A 17,541-nucleotide genomic window follows, 5' to 3' on the forward strand; every position below is an offset into this window, starting at 1 on the left:
CCATATGCGATGCATCGGGCATCGTCGTGGTGGGTACTCCCAAGAGTTTTGATGCGATTGAATAAAAATAACACCGCCGATGAAGCCAATGGGGATCGCAGGTTGGTGGTCGCAAGTCGGCCGAATGGTTCGCGCGTTCAGCTTGTATCCCCGATTGGACGTTGGCGTTCGCCGCAAGTCGAACCTAGAGTGTGTTGTAGTCGAGAATGAGAGGGAAAGATCATGCCAATGCGAGAAGCCGAAACCGTCTGGAACGGAACGTTAGAGGAGGGTCGTGGTGTCGTCACGCTAACAAGCTCAGGGCTAGCGAGCTACGATGTCTCCTTTCCGACCCGGGCTCGTGATGTTGCTGGTGGGGTTACCAGCCCAGAGGAGCTCATTGCGGCAGCGCACACGTCGTGTTTTGCCATGCAGTTTTCTGCCCTACTCGGGGCTGCAGGTGGTACTGATATCCATCTCGAAATTGGTGCGAAGGTGCATCTTGGGCCGGATTCGGCCGGCGGGTTCGAGATTGGGCGCATCGAGTTATCTGTCGGTGGTCACGCGGATGGAGTCGACGAGACCCAGTTCCGCGATATTGCCGACGCTGCAAAAGACGGCTGCCCGGTGAGTAAGGCACTTGCAGGCACCACGATCGATTTGACGTTCCGCTAGATCAACGTTTCGAAATAATCGCCATCAAGCACCCAGAGCGACCTGGTGTGCAGGGTCACCAAGCACGCAGAGTTATGTCGCGTGCGAAGTACTTCTGTTGTCGGCTACAAACCCTTGGGTTGATGACCACCCTCGACAACGGGTCCCCGTTGAACGTGGTGAGCCTGACCGACCTGGTACGGTCTAACCTGAGCTGACCGGCCCTGGGCTGTGGAGCTGTGCTAACAGCCACACGGCCTTCGATCGGTCATAGGTTTGATTGGCTGTATTCAACAGGTGAGTACGATACCTTTGCTTACAACACCTTTGCTTACACCCGACCATTGCAGGTCGAAGGCGCTGATGGCAACGGATGTTATCCTTGCTGTGGCTCCTCAGTGACCCGGAGGAACTGGAGTTTGTGGGGCTTGATGGGTCCAAGCATCGCCTCAACGGTGAACGTGCCGGCCTCGCACGGCATCGACCAGGATCCGCGTAACAGACCTGTTGCGACGAGGGGAGCAGGTGCGATGAGTGGTCCGTACCTGGCCCGGAGTGCAGCGAAGTTCGGTGGTCTGCGGTCGTCGTCACGATCAAGAAAATAGGTAGGCAGAGCCACGTCGTAGAGCGTTTGCGTCTGTTCTGGCTGTTCGTAGGTCATGATGATCGCATCGTAGACCCGGTGTAAGTCGTCGGAGACGACGTGAGGCTCTGTGGAGACGAATCCCTTGTCGACAAGGTACGTCAATCCCTGTCGTACGACGTCGGTGAGGGGAGTGTAGGTGCGATTGGCTAAGGCGATAAGACCCACGCCATAGTCGGGAAGCCACTCCATCCGAGAACCAAACCCAGGGAGGCCACCGCTATGGCCCACGATTCGTCCAAGCTGCTGATGATGGGCAATCATCAATCCGTAACCGTATCCTTGCGCCACAACACCTGGCTGCTCGTTTCTCGGGTGAGCCATGACGGTGTGAACGGTGGCCATTTCGCGAAGGGTTGATGCTTTGATGCCAAAAAGTTCGGAGGGGACGGCATGCGTCCCTACCGGCCATGCATTGAGATGCAGTGAGACCCATCGGGCAAGATCCTCGATGGTTGAGGCGAGTCCGCCCATGGCGCCGAATGCTCCGTCGTGGAGAAGCGGTTCTGGCAACCATTGATCGCTCTTGAGGCTGTAACCTTTGGCAAGGACTCTGGGATCAACCTCCGGTAGATTCCACGTGGTTGCCGACATTTGGAGCGGTCCAAGAATGTGTTCGGTCGCAAACGAACCAAGATCGTATCCGCTCGCCCTTTTGAGAATCGCTCCGAGCATGGCGTAGCCGAGGTTGGAATATTCGAACGCTGACGATGGAGCGAGGTCGAGACCGATTCCAGCGGCGAGTAGCTCCCCAAAGGAGTGCTCGGACATTGAGAGTTGCCGATCGGCCCAAGGGTCGTCCTCGACGAGGCCAGCTGCCATCGACAAGAGTTGGCGAATCGTGATAGGGCTGGAGTCGTCATCGAGACCTTCGCAGATTTGGAGTTCGGCGAGCCAATGTTGTGCCGGGTCGTCGAGGTGGAGCTTGTTTGCATCGCGTAGGCTTAGGACGCTCAGCGCAGTAAAGCTCTTCGTCATCGACGCAATCCGAAAAACATGATGCCCGCTGGCGCTGGCTTTGGCGGACACGTCGGCATAGCCGTGGGCACCGGTGTGCACGAGCCCTGCTCGGTCGACGAGACCCCAGGCTAATCCTGGCGTCGGGTGGATCTCGAGAAAACGCAAGAACAGGTCATCGATCGCCACAGCGCTGCTGGCGAGGAGGGGACCAACCGGTGAGGCAGCGAGGTCGTCGGCCCCACCGAAGGGATTCGGGTGTTGGAGTTCTGACATAGTGGAACCCTACCTGATCGCGCGGGACAAACCATCGTTGGCACTCGCGAGATGTCCAAGATGGTGGGCGCCCAGAGATCGGCCACGCACTGGGGCTCGGTGGCGCGCAACAAAGGGACGCATCGAGTCTTGGTAAGGAGCCCCGCTGGCAAGTTCGCTTCGGCCAGCCGCGCCGCATTGGGCAGCTAACGTGCAAGTCTCTTGCTTTGCTCGCAATAGCTCCGTATCTTTGATTATGCTGTCGGCGATCAAAAAGGGAGCGGCTAGAAGAGCGAGTCCTGTGTTGGCGATGGCTCCAGGTGGTTCGTGATGATCGCGATAATGGCGTCGCCATACCGCTCTACCCTGGTAGCCCCCATTCCCTTGACGCGTCGGAGGTCAAAGGCGTTTCTCGGCAGGCGCATAGTGAGCTCGGCCAACATGATGTCATGGGCGATGACGTAGGCCGGTACACCCTCTCGCTGCGCTTGCTCTCGCCGCCATGCTTTGAGCCTTCCCAAGAGGTCCAGGTCCAGGTCAACCTGCAATGAGGGCACGGATGACTCGTGACTTGGCTTGGCATCGGCGACAAAGTCCTCGGTCGTTGCTTCGAGTTGCTTCGATCGTTGTTGGGCTTTGGCGTCAAAATCAAAGATCGCTGGGTGCAGTTTCAGGGCCATGGCATTGAGACCTTTGAGGTAGAGACCGTCGAGGCTCCGAAGGCGTGAAAGCGCCACATAGCCCATCCCCGGGGTGAATGACCGAGAGAGATCGATCTCTGCGGCGTCCAAGCTCATGCCCTGGCTCTTGTGGATCGTTATCGCCCAGGCTAAGCGCAGTGGTACCTGACGTATCTCGGCCCGATTGACTCCGTCTTCTTCGAGTACCCAGGCATGGGGCTCGACGGTGATCGTGCGCGAACTCGTCAACAATTCGATACTTGGCCATGTGCCGGATAGGTCGACGACTCGTCCAAGAGAACCGTTGGCATAGCGAAGGTTTTGGTCATTGGCCACAAACATCACCTCAGCGCCGACTTTGAGTACCAGCTCTTGCGGCGCAAGAATTCCACGTTGCATCGGTTCGGTCAGCGCCTTGGGGCCACGCACCTCCATTACGTAGGTGCGTGCTGTGGCGTTAAGACTCGCAAGCCGGCGGGCGTTCATGGCATCAACATCGACGTTATGTGAGTACAGATGGGTGGGGTCGAAGTTGCCACTTGGTCGAAGGCCGATGCGCTCGTTGAGGATCTCGCGATGGGATGGATCAAAACTCCCGTTCCGCATCGCCCCTAGCACGGTTGCGAGCTTGTCATCGATGCTGTCTGACTGGCGGTGTTGTTCGGTTAGGTAGCAGGAAACGGGGTCAAGATCCCGCCACGCGGCGGATTGAAAGGCGAAGTCGCTCTCGCTCGACTCGCGATTGATCGGGGGCAACTGGAACATGTCGCCAACGAGAACCATTTGGATCCCCCCGAATGGCGCATCCATACCTCGCATGGCTCGAGCCAAGGTGTCCAGCATCGCCAAGAAGTTGCCGGCAAGCATCGAGACCTCGTCGATGATGAGGATATCGGTCGTAATGTAACGGTGTACCAAGCGATCCTTGGACACTAGAGTTTCGAGGTCGCGTTCGCTGAGTCGGTCGCGAATGCCGATTCCGGACCATGAGTGAATCGTCTGCCCACCGATCTGGGTTGCGGCAATCCCTGTCGACGCGGTCACGGCGACGACCTTGCCGCCACGGGCAGCCAAACCGACGAACTGGCGCAGGACATAGGATTTTCCAGATCCCGGTGCACCCGTGAGGAAGACAGAGTCGCCTGCCATGAGCCTCGTCATCGCTTGTGCCTGTCGCATCACAGAGACCCTACCAGGTCGAGCTGGCAAGTGGACATCGACGGCGATTTGACTGCTCGGGTGTCCCAACGCCTGAGATGCAGACCAGGATGGTAACAAAGGGCATGATCTCACAATGTGGTGCCCAGTGCTATAATGGAGTCGATCTAAGAAAGAAATGGGTCTATACTGATTGTTGGAGGGGATGTGTCGAGCGATCGCGAACAGCTGATTCAATTGCTGCGTGCCAATGGCCTGAGGGTCACTGCGGTGCGCGTTGCGGTCTTGGTTGCCCTGGATTCGCATCCTCACGCGACCACCGAAGCTATCATCCATCAGGTCAGCATCGACCTTGGATCGGTCTCTCCGCAGGCGGTTTACAATGCGTTGGGCGCGTTTGCCAGGGTTGGTGTAGTACGGCGCATCGAACCAGCCGGAAGTGTCCCGCTCTATGAGCTGCGCGTGCAAGACAACCACCACCATGTGGTGTGTCGTGGCTGTGGCGTCATCCAAGACGTTGATTGTGCGGTGGGAGAGCGCCCGTGCCTCACTCCATCGCAGGCTCATGGGTTCATACTTGATGAAGCTGAGGTGACGTATTGGGGTGTCTGTCCTCGTTGCCAGGTCAGCATTGACCAGGTTAAGGCGCTCGGATGAGCTGGCATCGCTTCAATTTGGCCCAGGACCAGCTAGCAAACAAGGTCTCATTCATGGTCAATCGGTCTATGTTGACCGATTTCGGAGAAGGAAGTACAAGAAAGGAAGGTAGAAGATGTCCATACAACAACCTCATGAAGAAGAAGGTACATGCCCGGTGTTGCACAGCCCGACGGCGCTCGGGAGTAGGTCAATTCGAGACTGGTGGCCCGATCAACTCAATCTTCGGATACTTGCACAGCACGCGGCGCCAAAGGACCCATTCGATGATGGGTTTAACTACGCACGGGCGCTGCAGAGTCTCGACGTTGAGCAATTGCGCCGCGATATCGATGCGGTGATGCGTGATTCAAAGGAGTGGTGGCCGGCTGACTATGGTCATTACGGTCCCCTCTTCATTCGCATGGCATGGCACGACGCCGGCACCTACCGGATCGCTGATGGTCGTGGTGGAGCTGGTAACGGTGATCAGCGTTTTGCTCCGATCAATAGCTGGCCAGACAATGTCAGCCTTGACAAGGCGCGCCGACTCCTGTGGCCAGTGAAGCAAAAGTACGGCCGTAACCTCTCGTGGGCAGATTTGATCGTCTTTGCTGGAAACTGTGCGTTAGAGTCGATGGGGTTTAAGACCTTCGGTTTCGGCTTTGGCCGTGAGGACATCTGGGGTCCTGAAGAGGACGCCTATTGGGGTCCAGAGGATACTTGGCTTGGCGATGAACGCTACAGCGGAGACCGAGAGTTGGCCAATCCTCTCGGCGCTGTGCAGATGGGACTCATTTACGTCAACCCGGAGGGGCCAAACGGCAACCCTGACCCCTTGGCTGCGGCTCGAGATATCAGGGAGACGTTTGCCAGGATGGCGATGAACGATGTTGAGACCGTCGCATTGATAGCTGGTGGTCATACCTTTGGGAAGACGCATGGCGCTGTTCCTGATCCAGAGCGCTATATCGGGCCCGAACCTGAGGGTGCACCACTTGAGCAACAGGGGCTTGGATGGAAGAATCTGTATGGGACCGGCAAAGGAGGCGATGCCTGGACCAGCGGGCTCGAGGGTGCGTGGACCAATGATCCGATCCGCTGGGACAACGGATTCTTTGAGAACCTGTTCAGTTTCGACTGGGAGCTCACCACAAGCCCCTCCGGAGCCAAACAGTGGATACCCAAAGGCGGCGCTGCTCGCGACGCCGTTCCTGATGCTCACGATCCGTCAAGGCGCCATGCACCGGTCATGTTAACGACGGATATTGCCTTGAAAGAGGACCCGATCTACGCTCCGATCGCTCGTCGTTTCTACGAGCACCCCGAGGAGTTGAGTCAAGAGTTCGCCAAGGCTTGGTTCAAACTGATCCATCGTGACATGGGTCCGATCACCCGCTATGTGGGGCCACTGGTACCGTCCGAGCCCCAGATATGGCAAGACCCGGTGCCCAAAGTCGATCACAAACTGGTCGACGAGGTGGCGATTGCCACCGTCAAGCGTATGGTGTCAGAGTCCGAGCTATCGATCGCACAACTGGTGCGGACGGCTTGGGCGTCGGCCGTGACCTTCCGCGGCACCGATATGCGAGGCGGCGCCAACGGAGCACGGATCAGGTTGGAGCCCCAGCGCAGCTGGGAGGTCAACAATCCAGCGGAGTTGGCCAGGGTGCTTGAGGTCTTGGAGCGGTTGCGCCGTGAGTTCAACGCCTCGACCTCGGATGGCACACGAATCTCGTTGGCCGACATGATCGTCCTGGGCGGATGCGCGGGGGTTGAGCAGGCAGCTCGCAACGCCGGTCATCAAATCTCCGTTCCGTTCCGTCCTGGACGCACAGACGCTCTCGTCGAGCAGACCGATGCTGCCTCCTTTGCCGTCTTGGAGCCAACCGCGGATGGATTCCGTAACTATCGCCGAGCGGCCGAAAAGCTCCCGGCCGAACATTTGCTCGTCGAGCGGGCCGATCTCCTGACGCTTACGGCGGCCGAGATGACGGTGCTCGTTGGTGGTATGCGAGTCATCGGTGCCAACTATCAGGACTCGACACATGGAGTATTGACGGCGAGACCGGGAAACCTCACCAACGACTTCTTCGTCAATCTGCTCGATATGGGCACTGAGTGGCGGCCTGCTGTGGATGATGACCAGGTGTTCGAGGGCTTTGATCGTGCCTCAGGCCAGCGCCGCTGGACAGCGACATCGGTCGATCTCGTGTTTGGTGCCAACTCGCAACTCCGAGCACTCGGGGAGGTCTACGCTTACGACGATGCCCAAGCACGATTCGTTCACGACTTCGTCACAGCGTGGGACAAGGTCATGAACCTGGATCGATTCGATCTTGATTGATCGAACCGATCGACTGGCCATGTAGACGCACGTAGCTGATCGATTGGGCGGGCAGGTGACGTACTGCCCGCCCATTCGATCAGCCTTGTCAATGGACAGCCTTGTCAATGGACAAGCTGTGGCCGATGACTTGCCATTGTCGCGGTTGAACTGGACCAATGAGATGGTGGCTCACCTGGTGGAGCGTCTGTTGCATCAATGGCGCTCGATGTCGGTTGGGTGGACCATAAGCGATAGGAGCTACGCGATTGCTGGCGTTGTCGGAGTGGGGTGCTCTCTGTACCTACGATCGTGAGACGCCCATCCGGACTCATGGGATTGACATGGTCGGGAGTAATTGCCTCAGCGGTGGCTCAGCTGCTTGTTTGCTGGAGTTATTTGGCGAGAGGGGGTATCGGCACGCTTCGCAGGATAGTGGTAAAAACATCATCCATGAGATGGGTGCTGGGGTTGCCTGCGGTGCGCGACAGGATGAGCCGGTGTTTGATCACGAATGGGGCAAGTGCTACCACATCGTCTGGCACAACATACTGACGGGCATGCAACAACGCCCAGGCTTGCGAGGCTCGGTAGAGTGCTAACGATGCGCGTGGGCTCATTCCCAACTCAAGCAGCGGGGAAGTCCGAGTCGCATCCGCGAGTTTGGCGATGTAGCTGCGTAGCGTATCGGAAACATGCACCTCGCGTACGGCTTTCATACGAGTCAACAGATCGTCGCGGCTGATGACTGATTCCACGGAGTCGATGGAGAGTTCATCGTCGGATTGGGCGAGGATGGATGACTCTTCGTCGACGGTTGGATAGCCGACTGAGAGCTTAAAGAGGAACCTGTCAAGCTGGCTCTCGGGTAACGAGAACGTCCCTTCGTATTCGATTGGATTTTGGGTGGCAACGACCAAGAAGGGCGGCGCCAGGACGTGGGTGACCCCATCGACTGTTACCTGGCCCTCCTCCATGACCTCCAAAAGTGCGCTCTGGGTTCTGGGCGAGGTGCGATTGATCTCGTCCGCAATGACCAGGTTTGCAAAGACTGGACCAGGGTGAAACTCGAACTGGCGGGTGCCAGGATGAAAGATCGTGACGCCGGTGATGTCGGTTGGCAGTAGGTCCGGTGTGCACTGGATGCGGCGATAGGTGAGATCAAGACTTCTCGCCAGCATGGTAGCCGCCGTTGTCTTGCCGACCCCTGGTACGTCATCTAGGAGGACGTGACCCTCGGCCAGCACTGCGGTGACCATGAACTCCATCAGCGGGCGCTTGCCGATGATTTTGCGCTCCAGATTGTCGACGATCCCGCCGAGTTGAGGATCAAGTTGATCCAAAGTGTCTGAGATCATCGAACGATTCGCCAACGGGACCCCCATTTTTTAAGCTGGCTGGCACTGATTACAAATCCTACAGAGTTGTTGGGACAATCGGCAATCGTGGCTCGTGACGGCGAGCGGTTGCCAAGGTGGTTGGGAGTTTGTGTCTCTTAGCTCATGGTGTCGACCTGGGTTTATGGTTACTCGACTTCGACGATAGCAGTGACAACGAGCGATCAGCGTCTATCAGGCTCATGCCGGTCTTGGCGAGACTGTCGGGTCGGGGCGCAGAGCTCGGCCAAGAGGCCCGCGCTACGATGGCGCTAGGAAGATCACACGACATCACCACTGCGGTTCACTACCAGCACATGAACATCGGGTGATCATGTCGAGGAGGTATCTCGGTGCACGCCGCCAATGACTTCCCAACTCGGCGTGTGAACAACAATAGAGCGCGATCGATGATGTGGATAACCCTGTCATCTGGTGGCTAGCGCCAAGGCGACGGTGAGACGTGCTTGTTGCAATCACACACAAGGATGTAACAGCTCTTACGTCGAGACCTTGTTGGAGCGATGGAGGCGGCGTGCCCGCCCTCGAAGAACGCGCCAGAGCTGCTTTGCCTCGGACTCCTCCTGTGCGGATAAGGGCTTTTTCGAGTAGAACGACTGTTCAAAAAGCCGCACCAATGGCCAGATCAACGTGCTATCGCTTGGAAAACGTCGGATCCAAACCCGCCCCCATTCTCGGGGACTGTCCGATTCCCATTCGGAGGCACCGAAACTACGACGGGATACGCGTTGAAGGTCGATCCATTGGCGCACCGTGTCATTGGCAGTGCGGTGTTGTCTCCACCCCCAAACGAGGGCACTTACCAACACGAGTAAGGCCAGGGCCCCAAGGACGTCGTCGCCGACGTTTGTTGAGGCGGGGTGATGAACGTTCCGGGGACCCAGGGGAGTCGAGACTTTGCGGAGATGGGCATCGGCGTTGAGAGAGGACGGCGGGGTGTAGGCGGCAGTCGGAGTCGCTGGTGTTCGTGTTGTGATCGTCGGTTTGGTGCCGCTGGTCGCCGAAGACCGAGAGTAGCTGGGGAAGTTGAAGCCTGGGGTTGGATCAAATGGCACCCAGCCTGCGCCGTTGATCCAAATCTCGGCCCACGAATGGGCATCGACTTGACGGATGAGGTAGCCCCCGCGGCTGCTGACGTAGGTGCCGGGATCGTATCCGACGACCCAACGCGCCGGAATTCCAAGCGATCGCATCATCATGATGAAAGATGTGGAAAATTGATCACAATACCCTTGACGGTCCACGAACAGAAACTCATTGACGATGTCGTGGGCTGTTGGACCGACCTGGTAGGAGTAACGATCATGTGAGTCGAGGTAGCGTTTGATCGCCGTTGCGATGTTATAGGTTCCATGGAGTCCTTGAGCGACACGCTGGGCCAACTGCTTTACCTTCGGAGAAAGATTCGAAGGTACCTCGAGGTCGACGGCGAGGTCTTTAGGCGTCGATCCCCGGCGTTGGGCTCGCAGGCTAGCGGGGTTCTCGAGGGGTTCCAAGGCGGTCAATCGATAGCTTCGCACCCCATTGACATCGATGCGCCCCGATCTTGCGTGGACAGTCGCGGTCACGGAAAACTTTAGTGGGTCGCCGGCATAAAAGAGGTTGGTGAGCGGGCGCGAGGAGGCATCTGAGATTGTGGTACTAACCTGGATGACATTGTTGCCCTCAAAGTAGGGGCTGAGTATTGGCACGTCGCTACCGCCTGCCAGTTGCTCGAAGGTGGAGGATCGGCCTTTGTTGGACCACCCCAGCCCGTTAAAGGTGTTGTAGGTGGCGGCCTGCCAATAGTAGGGCACCTCTGAGTGTGCCACGAAGACGGGTGCATTGCTCGGTACAAGGGAGTGGTCGATCACGGTGACGCCATTTCCGTATCCGGTCGTAGCCGAAGTGGTGCCAAAGGAGCTCAGGCGACCAGGAAATAGGTTCGCCAGATCGACCGGTGGCCGTGCAGGGAGTTCGAACCCGATGGCGAGGGGAACGAGCACGACCACAGCGGCGAGCGTGTTGATGACTGGCCGACGCGCGATATCGACGCCGGTTCCACCGGACTCAGAGTGATGGACGCTGATCAGGATGATCATGCCAACGATGAGATAGGCGGCGAGGGGGAACTCGGCCGGCAGGTCCCAAACAGCGTGGCCGAGGCCGATCAGAACGATACCCGCCACCAACAGTGTCAACACACTTGCATAGTTTTTGCAGGGTCGAAAGAGCAACCAACCCAGCAAACAACCGATCAAGATGACGGGTGTCCCAAGGTGCGCACTGATGTGGGTCCACCGGCTCGGTGGAAGCGTAGCGAGCTTGTGGGTTACCTGATGCAGGGCTGCTGCTATGTAGCGTATCGATGCCCAACGTCCCCAGGCGAGGCAAAGTTGGAGATAGAGGACTGCGCCCCAGTGGATCAGCCGCAGTACCCAATGTCGCCAGTTTTCAGCGAGCTCGAGTAAGAGAGGTGTGAGGGCCAGCACCGATGCATCGGCGTAGCCTCCCGAGTGAACGAATGGCCACAGTAGCGCGGTTGCCCAGAGGCCGAGTAAAAGTGATCGATTCATCGCACAACGCTCGCACGCATCGGGGTTCGCGCGATGCTAGCTCGCCAGTCACCCAGACTGGTGGTACCGCCGCTCCCGACGACGACAATTGAGTCAGCTAGTCCTCTCCAGGCCTCTCGTCGCTCTTGGGTAATGATGACCAACATGTGTTGGCCAAAGCGAGTTGGTTCAATTGCATCGGCCGTGCCGCTAGTGCGGTGGCCCAGATCGCTCAAGAAATCCATCGCCATGTTCAGTGTCTCAGGGCCGACGGCTGGTGGGGCCTGATGGATGGGTTGGTCGAGTGCCACAACACGCAACAGGAGTTGTGAACGACTTGCCCGAAGCACAAGCGAGGCCGCGATTGAAACGGCTAGTTCCCAGTCGTTTGCTGTGAAATGATGCGAGGCATCCAACAAGACGATGAACTCCGCCTTGTTCTCTGGCTCGAAATACTTGACCTTGAAGTCACCAGTGTGTGCTGTCGTCTTCCAGTGCACGTGGGAGAGGCGATCGCCTGGTACGTATTCACGAATGCCTTGGAGATGGGTGAGTTCTGCGCGCGTGCGACTCGAGTTGAGCTGGTCGCCATGCCAAAGATAGTTGTTGAGCTCGCTTTTGCTCAGCGCCTGCACTCTAGGCCAGACTCTTAGGTGAATCAACTCATCCTCAAGCGTGATCGATCGCTCGAAGAAGCCGAAGAAGTCGCTTGTCGCTACCGTTATCTGTCCAAATTCCAATGGGCCGCGTTGCAGGTCGGTGAGCCGATACTGAAGATTCTGACGTGTGCGCCCCACTGTGGTGAGGACGAATCGATGCTCTGACTCGTTGTTGGAGGATTTGATGGAATCGACCATTGTCAGATGCAGCCAGGGCCAGCGTGTCCCCGACACGGTGAGGGAGACGTCTAGCCAACTGCCTGCGTAGTAAGGGCCAGGCGCTAGTTGTCGAGTCACGACAACCGCCGAGAGGGGCCCTAGCTGGCTGTAGCCGACGATGACGAGGATAACTGCAAGAAAGCCAAACAAATGCCAAGCGAGTGCGCCGCCGGCTGCAAGTGCAACCAAGAGCGACACGAGGGTACCCGCAAGAACCACTACCCCCCGGAACCGAATGCTCATGAGCACTAAGGCTAGCAAAACTACGTTACAACATAATGATTGCCCTGCATGCAGGGCGAAGCCAACGCTCACTGAGGTGCGAGTTGGGCCGGTGTGGCTTTGCAACGACGCGATGGTCAAACACGTTATTGGCAGGTGTTCGAGTGGGGGTGGGGGCAAATTTGAGCGGATTGACCTGCTGAGAAGCCCCTTCCTGACAACCGAAAGTAGACCCTCCAGGGGTGACAACGATCGCTCGCGGCTGGGATGCGTATGCGGTAAGCAAACGCATCTCCAACGCGACGTCAACAGCTTCGGCATTGTTGACTTCGACCAGTGCAATTCTGCTTCCTACGCATTTTGGGGCAAGTTTGGGAGCACCAATTCGAGATGTCGGTCAATGGTTCGGCACCTGGGCATAGACTCAGTATCCTTCAACTACGTTTTCGCTTCTGGCTCAAGTGGGCCCAGGGGGCGGAGATGGAGAAAGGCCAAGGTGTAATATCCGGTGCACAACTCTGCCCAAACGAGGGCTCCTTGCATGCAGAATAACCTGTTGGCAGAGGTTAAACGGTGCTGCTGACAATCTCAACTACCTCACGACCAGCGACAGACCTGGGGTACCTACTGCACAAAAACCCGAGTTCTAACGTTGTGGTGGAGCTCTCCTGGGGCACTGCACACATCGTGTACCCTGAGGCTCGTGATGATCGTTGTACCGTAGCGCTGATCGTGGACGTCGATCCCATCTCCCTTGTGCGATCACACCGGGGTTTAGGTGGTGATGATTCGTTGCTTTCTCAGTACGTTAACGACCGCCCCTACACCACCTCATCGCTGATGTCGGTCGCATTGGTTAAGGCGTTCTCAACCGCCATGGCGGGTCGCAGCAAGGAAAGGCCGGATCTCGTTGATGTGCCTCTCAACCTCGACGTGCACCTGCCGACCACCTCGTGCCGCCGAGGGGGCCAGTTCATCCAAAGACTTTTTGAACCGCTGGGATACGAAGTGGAGATTGCCCCGATTCCGTTGGGTGAGCTCGTGTTGGAACCAGGAGACAGCGACTTGTACGACCTAACTCTGCGAGGTGAGGTGACGGTGAAGAGCCTTCTGTCACACCTTTATGTATTGTTGCCGGTTCTCGATGATGGTAAGCACTATTGGGTTGGGTCGGACGAGGTGGACAAGCTACTGCGGCAGGGGGACGCGTGGTTGGGTGATCACGCCGAGCGTGAGTTGATTGTCCGTAGTTACCTTCGCTACGACCGAGATCTCACCGATCAGGCGTTGACCCGTTTGATTGGTGACGAGCTCACCGATGCCCAGACCACCGATGCCCAGACCACCGATGCCCAGACCACCGATGCCCAGACCACAGAGCCACTTACTAGCCCTGCGTCTGGCCCCAAGGTTGACTCGATGCAGCTGAGCGCACGGCGTCTACAGGCGGTGCGCGAGGTCTTGCACACGCGGGGTGCACGACGCATTGTTGATCTTGGCTGCGGGGAGGGCCGACTGGTCGGGGAGCTCTTGGGTGAACGAGGGGTTGACTACGTCGTTGGGCTAGATGTCTCGAACCAAGCACTCAAACGAGCATCTGCTCACCTGCATCTCGATACCATGACCCCGCGTCAGCGCAGCAGGGTGGAACTGTTGCATGGTTCGATCACCTATCGGGATCGGCGGCTCTTGGGTTTTGATGCCGCGGTGGCCCTAGAGGTTGTGGAGCATCTGGAACCTTCGCGTCTCGGAGCCTTTGAACGGAACATTTTCGGCTTTGCCTGCCCTGGAACCGTCGTTGTGACGACACCGAATGCGGAGTACAACGTCCTTTACCCCCATCTTGGGGCCAACGAGTTTCGCCATCGGGATCACCGATTCGAGTGGACCAGAGATGAGTTCTCTCGTTGGTGCCAGCGCTTGGCACAGGAGTATGGCTACGGGCTCGCCATATCCGGCATCGGAGGCGAGGATCGTGAGCTCGGCGCTCCTACGCAGATGGGGGTCTTTTCGCGATGAGCACGCTGAAACTACCGGATCTTTGCTTGGTTGTCCTCGTTGGGGTCTCTGGATCAGGGAAGTCGACGTTTGCGCAGCAACACTTCTTGCCCACTGAAGTGCTGTCCTCGGATTTTTGCCGTGCACTGGTGGCGGATGACGAGAATGATCAGTCCGCGACCAAAGCAGCCTTTGATGTGCTGGACTATATCGCCGAGCGCCGTCTAGAGCGTGGGAAACTTACCGTCGTCGACGCCACCAACGTGCAGTCCGAGGCCCGGCGCTCACTCGTCGAGTTGGCCAAACGTAACCATGTTCTCGCTGTCGCGATCGTACTCGATATGCCCATAGAGCTCTGTGCCAGCCGGAACAGGGCTCGCAAGGACCGCCAGTTTGGAGCACATGTTCTCCATAACCAAAGCTCTCAGCTCAGCCGATCTCTCAAGAGATTGAGGCGTGAGGGATTTCATCGGGTGTATCATTTGACGCAGGTGGACGAGGTTGCCGAGGTCGTTATCGTGCGTGAACCCGTCTGGAATGACCGGCGAGTCGAACACGGACCCTTCGATATCGTCGGTGACGTCCATGGGTGTCACGACGAGCTTGTTGCGCTTCTCGAAACCCTGGGGTATCGTCGCGCCGGCGAAGGTCAGCCATATCGCCACCCGGAGGGTCGTCGTGCGATTTTTCTGGGTGATCTCGTTGATCGCGGGCCGGCAACTCCTGCGGTGCTGCGACTCGTGATGGAGATGGTTGCGACCGGTAGCGCTCTTTGCATTGTGGGCAATCACGAGGCGAAACTCTTGCGGGCTTTGCGTGGCCAAAAAGTCGAGGCGCGTCATGGACTAGCGGAGAGCCTCGAACAACTGAGTCAGGAATCCCCTGAATTCACCGCTGGCGTCGTGGAGTTTCTAGATGGGTTGATCAGCCACTTTGTCCTCGACGACGGCAACTTGGTGGTCGCCCATGCAGGTCTGCCGGAGAACATGCACGGGAGAACCTCTGGGGCCGTAAGGGCCTTCGCGATGTACGGTGATACGTCTGGCGAGTCAGATGAGTTCGGTTTGCCAGTTCGCTATTCGTGGGCTCAGGATTATCGTGGAAGTGCAACCGTGGTCTATGGCCACACTCCCGTGATGGAGCCCCAGTGGCGCAACAGAACGATCTGCATCGATACTGGCTGTGTGTTTGGCGGGAACCTGACTGCTCTTCGTTACCCTGAGCGTGAGATCGTGTCGGTACCCGCGCAGCGCGTCCATTACGAGCCGGTAAGGCCGCTCAACCATGAAGCTGTGGGCACGGCAGGCCGCGGATCAGGAGATCTTGATATTGAAGATGTCATCGGTCGGCGTGTGATTGAGACGCGATATGCCCATTCGGTCACCATGCGGGAAGAGAACTCCCTTGCTGCCCTTGAGGTCATGAGCCGGTTTGCGATTGACCCGCGATGGCTTGTCTACCTTCCTGCAACCATGTCGCCACCAGCTACGTCGGCCCGCAGTGACTTGCTCGAGCATCCAGACGAGGCATTCTCTTATTTCAAGCAAGCCGGCGTCGAACGAGCTGTCTGTGAAGAGAAGCACATGGGGTCACGAGCCGTGGTGGTCATCATGCGCGACCCCGACGTAGCGTGTCGTCGGTTTGGTTTTGACTCGCCGAGCGGCGGCGTGATCTACACGAGAACAGGACGTTCCTTCTTCCCCGGAGGTGAGTTTGAGGCTAGATTCCTCGACAAGATACGTGAAGGGATTGAGGCGACTGATATCTGGGAGGAGTTGGCTACCGATTGGTTGGTTCTCGACGGTGAGATGCTCCCATGGTCCTTCAAGGCGCAGGATCTGCTGAGACAGCAATACGCCGCCGTGGGAGCCTCGGGCTGTCGCTCTCTCGCCGCGGAACGGATGATCTTTCAGGAGGTGGCTGCCCGAGGGATTGATGTTGGCAACACGTTAGCCCAACTAGATGTGCGCATCGCGGACATCGAGAGCTTTGCGAGCGCCTACCGCCGTTACGCCTGGCCGGTGGCGTCGATCGAAGACTTGAAATTTGCACCATTCCAGATTCTGGCTGGGGAAGGTTGTGTTCACGCCGTCAAGGGCCACGAGTGGCATCTCGACCTGCTGGCGCGTCTTGCGAGGGTCGATCCGATCACCTTCCGTGAGACGAAGTCGATAGTCGTCGACCTTGGGGATACCCTATCGCAGGAGCGAGGAACCCTATGGTGGGAGAATCTCACGCGAGATGGAGGCGAAGGAATGGTGGTCAAGCCCGCCGAGGTGATCCACTGTGGGGACAAGGGGTTGACACAGCCTGGAATCAAGGTGCGAGGGCGAGAGTACTTACGACTTGTCTACGGCCCTGAATATACCAGTCCTGAGAACCTTGTCCGGTTGCGTGACCGCTTCCTTGGTCGAAAGCGTTCTCTCGCGCTGCGCGAGTTTTCACTTGGTTTTGAGGCCTTGGAGCGCTTCGTGGCAAACGAACCGCTGTATCGGGTTCACGAGTGTGTCTTTGGTGTGCTCGCATTGGAGAGCGAAGCGGTGGACCCACGCCTTTGATCGCAGAAATTGGACCCTCCAGAGCAGCTAATAGTACCTGCGAGCTGCGATACTTGCCGTCCGAGGGTAGGATTCTCGTTTGGAGTAATCCAACTACGTAGTAAGGTCGCTGACCCAAAGAGCCTCGCACACGTTTGGTGAACAGAGACGACATCTAGATGCCGCCAAGATATCATTAACAGTAAAGTGTGAGTCTTCGGGCCCCATCGATTGCTGAACCTGTAAGACCTGACGGTCGTGATGAAATCGCATGGTGACAATGGCCTGGCTGAGTCAGCGACGCGTTTGCGCCCTTGGATTGCAAGGAGAAATTCAAAGCCAAGCAAGTTGCGCTTGGATGCTCCTGCGATCCCGAGCAACGCCCTCGACGTGGATACCAAACCGCTGCCTAAAACTAGTTCCTCATCGCTACCTCGCGCCACCTTGGTGTTGTTGGACGGCCTGTTCGAGCAACTGTGCCAGGTTTCACGCCCCGCTCTGAGGAGCACCACAAGAATAAACGGGTAAGCGCAACCACGAGTTCCGACCGGTATCGGGGGTCTCAACTACCAACGATTGTCGATGCATCGGACGCGGACGACCCAGGAGCGTAGCGCCCAACGCCGTGATGGCGTCGAGAGCTGCGCGCAATGCGACGCTGAGGTAGACCGTGAGACTACTTGGAAC

At 57.7% G+C, this 17,541-nt stretch carries 10 protein-coding genes; 5 read left to right on the top strand and 5 right to left on the bottom strand.

What is annotated here, in order from left to right:
• The first annotated feature begins 222 nt into the window (after positions 1-222).
• A complete protein-coding gene (locus MP439_00110; GenBank protein MCI2974478.1) occupies positions 223-654 on the top strand; it encodes an OsmC family peroxiredoxin in 432 nt (143 codons plus the stop codon).
• Positions 655-1,009: 355 nt separating this feature from the next.
• Here the strand turns inward: MP439_00110 and MP439_00115 are convergent, their stop codons facing one another.
• The gene (locus tag MP439_00115; GenBank protein ID MCI2974479.1) at positions 1,010-2,509 is read right to left on the bottom strand and encodes a beta-lactamase family protein; all 1,500 of its coding nucleotides are present in this window, start codon (positions 2,507-2,509) and stop codon (positions 1,010-1,012) included.
• A 263-nt stretch (positions 2,510-2,772) separates the two neighbouring features.
• On the bottom strand, positions 2,773-4,347 hold the full coding sequence (locus tag MP439_00120; GenBank protein MCI2974480.1) for an AAA family ATPase: 1,575 nt from the start codon (positions 4,345-4,347) through the stop codon (positions 2,773-2,775).
• Between the two features lie 186 nt (positions 4,348-4,533).
• Here MP439_00120 and MP439_00125 point away from each other — a divergent pair, with 186 nt between their 5' ends.
• Positions 4,534-4,983: a transcriptional repressor gene (locus MP439_00125; protein ID MCI2974481.1), complete on the top strand. Its 450-nt coding sequence runs from the start codon at positions 4,534-4,536 to the stop codon at positions 4,981-4,983.
• Between the two features lie 115 nt (positions 4,984-5,098).
• The gene (gene katG, locus MP439_00130; protein MCI2974482.1) at positions 5,099-7,309 is read left to right on the top strand and encodes a catalase/peroxidase HPI; all 2,211 of its coding nucleotides are present in this window, start codon (positions 5,099-5,101) and stop codon (positions 7,307-7,309) included.
• A gap of 374 nt (positions 7,310-7,683) precedes the next feature.
• Here katG and MP439_00135 read toward each other — a convergent pair whose 3' ends face one another.
• The 3 genes from MP439_00135 to MP439_00145 form a co-directional block, all read right to left on the bottom strand.
• Positions 7,684-8,646 carry a MoxR family ATPase gene (locus MP439_00135; protein ID MCI2974483.1) on the bottom strand — a complete coding sequence of 321 codons (963 nt, stop codon included), beginning with the start codon at positions 8,644-8,646 and terminating at the stop codon, positions 7,684-7,686.
• 518 nt (positions 8,647-9,164) lie between these two features.
• Positions 9,165-11,240 carry a DUF3488 and transglutaminase-like domain-containing protein gene (locus tag MP439_00140; protein ID MCI2974484.1) on the bottom strand — a complete coding sequence of 692 codons (2,076 nt, stop codon included), beginning with the start codon at positions 11,238-11,240 and terminating at the stop codon, positions 9,165-9,167.
• Positions 11,237-12,340: a DUF58 domain-containing protein gene (locus tag MP439_00145; GenBank protein ID MCI2974485.1), complete on the bottom strand. Its 1,104-nt coding sequence runs from the start codon at positions 12,338-12,340 to the stop codon at positions 11,237-11,239. Before MP439_00145 ends, MP439_00140 begins: the two co-directional genes overlap by 4 nt.
• A gap of 552 nt (positions 12,341-12,892) precedes the next feature.
• Between MP439_00145 and MP439_00150 the strand changes: the two genes are divergently transcribed.
• Positions 12,893-14,338 carry a 3' terminal RNA ribose 2'-O-methyltransferase Hen1 gene (locus tag MP439_00150; protein MCI2974486.1) on the top strand — a complete coding sequence of 482 codons (1,446 nt, stop codon included), beginning with the start codon at positions 12,893-12,895 and terminating at the stop codon, positions 14,336-14,338.
• Positions 14,335-16,875 carry a polynucleotide kinase-phosphatase gene (locus MP439_00155; GenBank protein ID MCI2974487.1) on the top strand — a complete coding sequence of 847 codons (2,541 nt, stop codon included), beginning with the start codon at positions 14,335-14,337 and terminating at the stop codon, positions 16,873-16,875. Before MP439_00150 ends, MP439_00155 begins: the two co-directional genes overlap by 4 nt.
• The last annotated feature ends 666 nt before the right edge of the window (positions 16,876-17,541 follow it).

Source organism: Ferrimicrobium sp. (assembly GCA_022690815.1).
Classification (GTDB): domain Bacteria; phylum Actinomycetota; class Acidimicrobiia; order Acidimicrobiales; family Acidimicrobiaceae; genus Ferrimicrobium.

Excerpts from the sequence above, each read along its gene's own strand:
- MP439_00110 (MCI2974478.1), top strand. The coding sequence starts at position 223 with ATGCCAATGCGAGAAGCCGAAACCGTCTGGAACGGAACGTTAGAGGAG.
- MP439_00115 (MCI2974479.1), bottom strand. The coding sequence starts at position 2,509 with ATGTCAGAACTCCAACACCCGAATCCCTTCGGTGGGGCCGACGACCTC.
- MP439_00120 (MCI2974480.1), bottom strand. The coding sequence starts at position 4,347 with ATGCGACAGGCACAAGCGATGACGAGGCTCATGGCAGGCGACTCTGTC.
- katG (MCI2974482.1), top strand. The coding sequence starts at position 5,099 with ATGTCCATACAACAACCTCATGAAGAAGAAGGTACATGCCCGGTGTTG.
- MP439_00135 (MCI2974483.1), bottom strand. The coding sequence starts at position 8,646 with ATGATCTCAGACACTTTGGATCAACTTGATCCTCAACTCGGCGGGATC.
- MP439_00140 (MCI2974484.1), bottom strand. The coding sequence starts at position 11,240 with ATGAATCGATCACTTTTACTCGGCCTCTGGGCAACCGCGCTACTGTGG.
- MP439_00145 (MCI2974485.1), bottom strand. The coding sequence starts at position 12,340 with ATGAGCATTCGGTTCCGGGGGGTAGTGGTTCTTGCGGGTACCCTCGTG.
- MP439_00155 (MCI2974487.1), top strand. The coding sequence starts at position 14,335 with ATGAGCACGCTGAAACTACCGGATCTTTGCTTGGTTGTCCTCGTTGGG.